Here is a 5,431-nt window from a genome sequence, read left to right as displayed (position 1 = left end):
GCGGCTTGCGGCGATGGCTATCCTCGCCGCCAGCAGTGGCACGGACTTCGCCTTCCTGCGTGACCGACTCCACCTCTCGGATTCAGACTTGTCCAAACAGATGTCAGCGTTGCGAGCCGCCGGCTACGTCAAAGTCCGCAAGTCCGGACGTGGGCAAGGAAGCACAACCACCTACACGATCACGCGAACCGGCAGCGCTGCATATCGTCGACACCGTCAGGCGCTTGAGGCCCTGCTGCAGGGAGACCGCTGAGGCCGCGGCTCCTTCACCGCACCTCGCGGCCCCGCGCAGCGCTCCACAAACAATCGATTTCGACCATTCGGAGCAGGCTGTCAGCACCGCCAAGCGAAGCTGCGAAATCCCGCCAATCGAAGTTGAGAGTCACAACGAGTTTGGTGAACCCCTGACCGTCCCGCCCGGGTGTACCCCATCGGGACACTAGGGCTCAGTTAAGGGATCCGCCACATAACGCCAATAGCGACGTTCAGCGTCTACCCTCGCCAGCACGATGCCCGACCGCGAGGAGGCCGCGCCGTAGAGGTGATCTCGACAGACCACTGGGGCGGTGCACTGCCGCGATAGGTTGATCGCGATGGACAGAACCGTAGTAGTTGCCGAGGCCGGACTGAGCGAATGCGTCCGAGAAAAAGCCTGCGATCCGAACTTCGGCCAGGTGTTTGCCATGGTCGGCGCCGCGTGGCTGCTCGTCGCGGTGTGGCTTGGCGTCAGCTTCTACGCAACGGTCGACATTCTCACTTCCAAGGTCGGCCTCGTGCACACCGTGTTGTGGCTACTCGTCGTGTGGATTCTGCCGATACTCGGAGCGATCGCCTGGATCAGGTATGCCGCCGTCACTGCTCGCGGCACCCAGCGCCCTCCATCATGACTCCGGCACCCCCTCCGCCAACGTCGGCCCCAGAGCCAGGCTGGATCCTCACCCTCCGAGCTGGCTCTAGACTGCCGAAATAGCAGTAACCCCGGGGGTGTGTACCGATATTTCGCGGCATTGACCTACCCGGGGCTTTCACAGCGAACATAACAGCAAACATGCTCGCAAACAAGCACGACCGGACCCGCCCCACGACGGAGAGTGACACCACCCGATGCAGGACCCCGAGGATCTCGCACGCTGGTTCTCCGCGCCTAGAATCTCCAGCTACCGCCACCACCCCGATCCAGCGGCACTCTACGGGTGGAACGCCCAGCTCGCGGCGGCCTATTTTGAGGTGATCGGCCATGTCGAGGTGCTTCTACGCAACTTCATCAGCGACCGCCTAGCCGCAGAGAGCCCGCTCCCCCACTGGTACGACGACCAGCAGCGCTACCAGTTCACCAGCACAGCCCAGAAGAGCATCCGCAAAGCCCGCAGCAGGCTACGCGACCCGGAGACCACCGGCCGAGTCGTGGCAGAACTGAGCTTCGACTTCTGGCGCTTCCTTCTCGTCCGAAACCACGAGGTCACCATCTGGCGTGTCCTTCGCCGCCACGGAATGGCCCACTACCCGCAACCCCAGCCTCGTCAGCCCTTCGAAGACTGCGTCCAACGCATCTACAAGCTCCGTAATCGGATCGCCCACCACGAACCCCTGATCCATCCCAACCCGGCCATGGAGACCAGGCGCCTAGACCAATTGTCTGCAGACCTCGACACCCTAGCTCGCTGGATCGACCCAGACGCCGCCGACTGGATCGCCTCCGTATCCCGGGTCTCCCAGGTCCGGTCGCTGCGGCCATGAGCAGAAACCTCGGCTCTGCACCTGTCCCGAACGGCCCTCCAGAGCGGAACCCCCATAGTCTCGCTACCCCTGTGACCTCAATGAACCCTGCTTCCTAAACCCTGCTTGAGACCTTGTGGACGATGGCGGCCCACGATGTACCGCAAGGTGGGCCCCAACGAAGCTATCGAATCTGGGCGATGAGAGTGCAGGTGGAGGCGATTAACTCGTGCACACCTAGCGAGGGCCAGAGGTTCGGAGAACTACTTCTGCCAAATGCATCCATGTCGATGTCTAAGCTGTGACTCTCAACTTCGTTTGGCGGGATTTCGCAGCTTCGTTTGGCGGCTCAGGTGAAGCCGGTGGCGAGGGTGGAGCGGCGGAGTCAGTGTTCGTCGCCGAGGTGGCCGGAGAGTTTGTCCAGACGATCGAGGCTCGATCCGTCAAGGCCGATGATCTCGACGGTCTTGCCCTTGGCGGCGTACTTGTGGGTGATCGCGTCCAGGGTGGCCACGGTGGAGGCGTCCCAGATATCGGCCTCGGTCAGGTCGATGACCACGTGCTGGGGGTCGCCGGTGTAGTCGAACTGGTAGACCAGATCGTTGCTGGAGGCCCAGAACAGTTCACCGCGCACTCGGTAGGTGCGGATGTCGATGGTGCCGTCGTGATTGACGTCGAGTTCAGAGTCCTTCTCCAGGCTCGTCATGTGGGCCACGCGGCGGGCGAACATGACCATCGCGGTGAGCACGCCGAGGATGACGCCGATGGCCAGGTTGTGGGTGATCACAGTCGCGGCGACGGTGACCGCCATGACGATCGTCTCCGGGAGCGGCATCAGGCGCAGGGTGCGTGGGTGGATGGAGTGCCAGTCCATGGTGGCCACCGAGACCATGATCATCACCGCGACCAGGGCAGCCATGGGGATCAGGCCGACGATGTCGCCCAACGCTACGACGAGGATGAGTAGGAAGATCCCAGCCAGCAGGGTGGACAGGCGGGTGCGGGCGCCGGACTGCTTGACGTTGATCATGGTCTGGCCGATCATCGCGCAGCCGCCCATGCCGCCGAAGAAGGCGGTGACGATGTTGGCCACGCCCTGGCCCCATCCCTCACGGGTCTTGTCGGAGCGGACCTCGGTGATGTCATCGACGAGTTTGGCGGTCATCATCGACTCCATGAGCCCGACCAGCGCCATCGCCAGGGCGTAGGGGGCGATGATTTGCAGCGTCTCCAACGTCCACGGCACGTCGGGGATGAATAGCGACGGCAGCGAGGAGGGCAGCTCGCCCTGATCGCTGACGTTGGGCATGGTCCAGCCGAAGAGCACGACCACGGCGGTGATCGCCACGATCGCCACCAGCGGGGCTGGCACCGCGGCCGAAAGTTTGGGGAAGAACACCATGATGAGCACGCCAGCGGCGACCATCGGGTACACCAGCCACGGCACACCCAGCAGGTGCGGGATCTGCGCGGTGAAGATCAGGATGGCCAGGGCGTTGACGAACCCGACCATCACCGACCGGGGGATGAAGCGCATGAGCTTGCCCGCCCCGATCACGCTCAACACGACCTGGAAGATGCCGGCCAGCAGCACGGTGGCGATGAAGTAGTCCAACCCGTACTCGCGCGCCACGGGGGCGATGACCAGGGCGATTGCGCCGGTCGCTGCGGAGATCATCGCGGGCCGTCCGCCGGTGAAGGCGATCGTCACGGCCATGGTGAAGGAGGCGAACAGCCCGACCCTCGGGTCCACTCCGGCGAGGATCGAGAACGAGATCGCCTCGGGGATGAGCGCGAGCGCGACGACCAGACCGGCCAAGACCTCGGTGCGCAGTCGGCGGGGGGAAGAGAAGGCGTACTTGAACGACGCGAGGACGCCGACGGGTGCGAGATCGTCATCCGAGCTGGCCGGGGGCGGGGACGAGGCCCCGGATGCGTGGGTGGGAGCTGTCACGGGGGTTTTCCTAACCGTGGAGGGAACATGACACACTCTCCCGTAACGGGAGGTTTGAAACCTACCGTAACGTCAGGTTTGGGTAGCGTTGAATTTGGGACCGACACCGTGACCTATTTCACGAGGAGTGTGATGCGGGAAGAGTCCGCACGAATGGTCGGTGAGGTCGCTGACTTCACCGGCCTGTCGATCCGCACGCTGCGCCACTACGACGACATCGGCCTAGTGGTGCCCTCCGGCCACACCGCCGGCGGATTCCGGCTCTACACCGACGCCGACATCGACCGACTGCTCCTCGTCCGGCGAATGAAACCTTTGGGCTTCTCGCTGGAACGCATGAAGCAGTTCCTCGAAGCCACCGACATCCTTACGGCGGCCCAACGCTCAGAATCGCCGGGGCTCGATGACTGGCACGCAGCTCGAATGACCGTCGAAGAGATCCGCGCCGAAGCTGAAGCGCGCTACCTCGAACTGCAGACCCAACTCGAGTACAGCGCCGAGTTCTTGCAACTATTCCGCCAGAGGTTTGACTAAGCAGGCTGATCCATAAACGACCGTTTTTGCTACAAGTGAACTCGAGCTCGCCGGATTTGGATACGCCGAGGTGGGCGGAAGCCAATTCTGTAGCGGAACCCAGTCTCAAAATCTATGTTTCTGATCTGCCCAGCAGCGACGAGTATTGCTACATTTGTCGGTATGGGCCACGCTTTCGGGTACGCACGGGTGTCGACTGGCGATCAAGACGCCCGACTGCAGCACGATGCCCTCGCCGCTGCCGGCTGCTACAAGGTCTTCACCGACACCGCCTCCGGGACATTGGCCTCCCGCCCAGAGTTGGGAAAGCTCCTCGATCAACTGCGCCCGGGCGACACCCTCGTGGTCTGGCGACTGGACCGGCTGGGCCGATCGATTCGGCATCTGATCGATCAGCTGACCGAGTTGCAGGAACGCGGCATCGAGTTTCGCTCCCTGCAGGAAAACATCGACACCGGGTCCTCGGGCGGGCGGCTGGTGTTTCACATCTTCGCCTCGCTGGCGGAGTTCGAACGAGACCTCATCTCCGAACGCACCCACGCCGGCCTTGAAGCCGCCCGAGCCCGTGGCCGTAGAGGTGGGCGTCCGCCGTTGTTGTCCGGGGACAAACTGCGCACCGCCCGCAAGCTCTACGAGCAACAAGACATGACCGTCGCCCAAATCGGCGAGGTCCTGGGGGTCAGCCGCACCACCGTCTACCGAGCGCTGCAACGCGGGGCCGATAAGCCCCCGGCTCCGCGCCGACAGAAGTCGACGACGGCGTAGCAATGAGCGGGGGCAGTGAACCTCAAGGTTCGATCGGCGCCCCCGCTGGTGCGAAGACTGCCGCGGCCCGATGGCAGGTCCTACGCCAACACGTGGAGAGCGGGGTCCCGCTGACCCAGTTGGCCGCAGCCGAAAAGGGCGGGGAACGCACTTTGCAACGCTGGCTCGCCGCGTATAGAAAGGGCGGGATCGCCGCGCTGGCTCCGGCAACGCCACCCAAGCGTGGGCGGCGCACCCACCCAGACCTTGTGGCCTACATCGAAGGCCTGGCGCTGAGTACGCCTCGGCCGTCCACCGCGGCGATCTTCCGCAAGGCCGCCACGACCGCCACCCGCCGCGGATGGCCGATGGTCTCCGCGAGCACCGTGCGGTCCATCGTGACCGGTCTGGATCCCGGCATGGTGACCTTGGCTCACCAGGGCGCAGCGGCCTACCGGGACACCTACGAGTTGGTGTGGCGCC

The 5,431-nt window shown here is 63.9% G+C and carries 7 protein-coding genes; 6 read left to right on the top strand and 1 reads right to left on the bottom strand.

The features are described from left to right. The 3 genes from AYO52_RS17925 to AYO52_RS14220 all read left to right on the top strand — a co-directional run. A partial coding sequence (locus AYO52_RS17925) for a transcriptional regulator (RefSeq protein ID WP_216635338.1) occupies positions 1 to 253 on the top strand: 253 nt, incomplete at its 5' end. Between the two features lie 340 nt (positions 254 to 593). Beyond that, entirely contained in the window at positions 594 to 887 is a 294-nt protein-coding gene (locus tag AYO52_RS17920; RefSeq protein WP_156523626.1) for a PLD nuclease N-terminal domain-containing protein, read from the top strand. A 217-nt stretch (positions 888 to 1,104) separates the two neighbouring features. Further along, positions 1,105 to 1,737 (top strand): Abi family protein, encoded by a 633-nt coding sequence (locus tag AYO52_RS14220; RefSeq protein ID WP_067718710.1) that lies wholly within the window; start codon positions 1,105 to 1,107, stop codon positions 1,735 to 1,737. Positions 1,738 to 2,101: 364 nt separating this feature from the next. Here the strand turns inward: AYO52_RS14220 and AYO52_RS14215 are convergent, their stop codons facing one another. After that, a complete protein-coding gene (locus AYO52_RS14215; protein WP_067718707.1) occupies positions 2,102 to 3,670 on the bottom strand; it encodes a SulP family inorganic anion transporter in 1,569 nt (522 codons plus the stop codon). A 132-nt stretch (positions 3,671 to 3,802) separates the two neighbouring features. Between AYO52_RS14215 and AYO52_RS14210 the strand changes: the two genes are divergently transcribed. The 3 genes from AYO52_RS14210 to AYO52_RS18405 form a co-directional block, all read left to right on the top strand. Continuing rightward, positions 3,803 to 4,204 (top strand): MerR family transcriptional regulator, encoded by a 402-nt coding sequence (locus tag AYO52_RS14210; RefSeq protein WP_006898346.1) that lies wholly within the window; start codon positions 3,803 to 3,805, stop codon positions 4,202 to 4,204. A 162-nt stretch (positions 4,205 to 4,366) separates the two neighbouring features. Continuing rightward, positions 4,367 to 4,969 carry a recombinase family protein gene (locus AYO52_RS14205; RefSeq protein ID WP_063972675.1) on the top strand — a complete coding sequence of 201 codons (603 nt, stop codon included), beginning with the start codon at positions 4,367 to 4,369 and terminating at the stop codon, positions 4,967 to 4,969. 92 nt (positions 4,970 to 5,061) lie between these two features. Continuing rightward, on the top strand, positions 5,062 to 5,431 hold a 370-nt coding region (locus AYO52_RS18405; RefSeq protein ID WP_172812180.1), incomplete at its 3' end, for a helix-turn-helix domain-containing protein.

The sequence above is a fragment of the Dietzia sp. 111N12-1 genome, from assembly GCF_001658045.1.
GTDB classification, from domain to species: Bacteria; Actinomycetota; Actinomycetes; order Mycobacteriales; family Mycobacteriaceae; genus Dietzia; species Dietzia kunjamensis.
The sequence above is the reverse complement of the archived record's forward strand: the minus strand, read 5'-3'. Positions and strand labels throughout refer to the sequence as shown.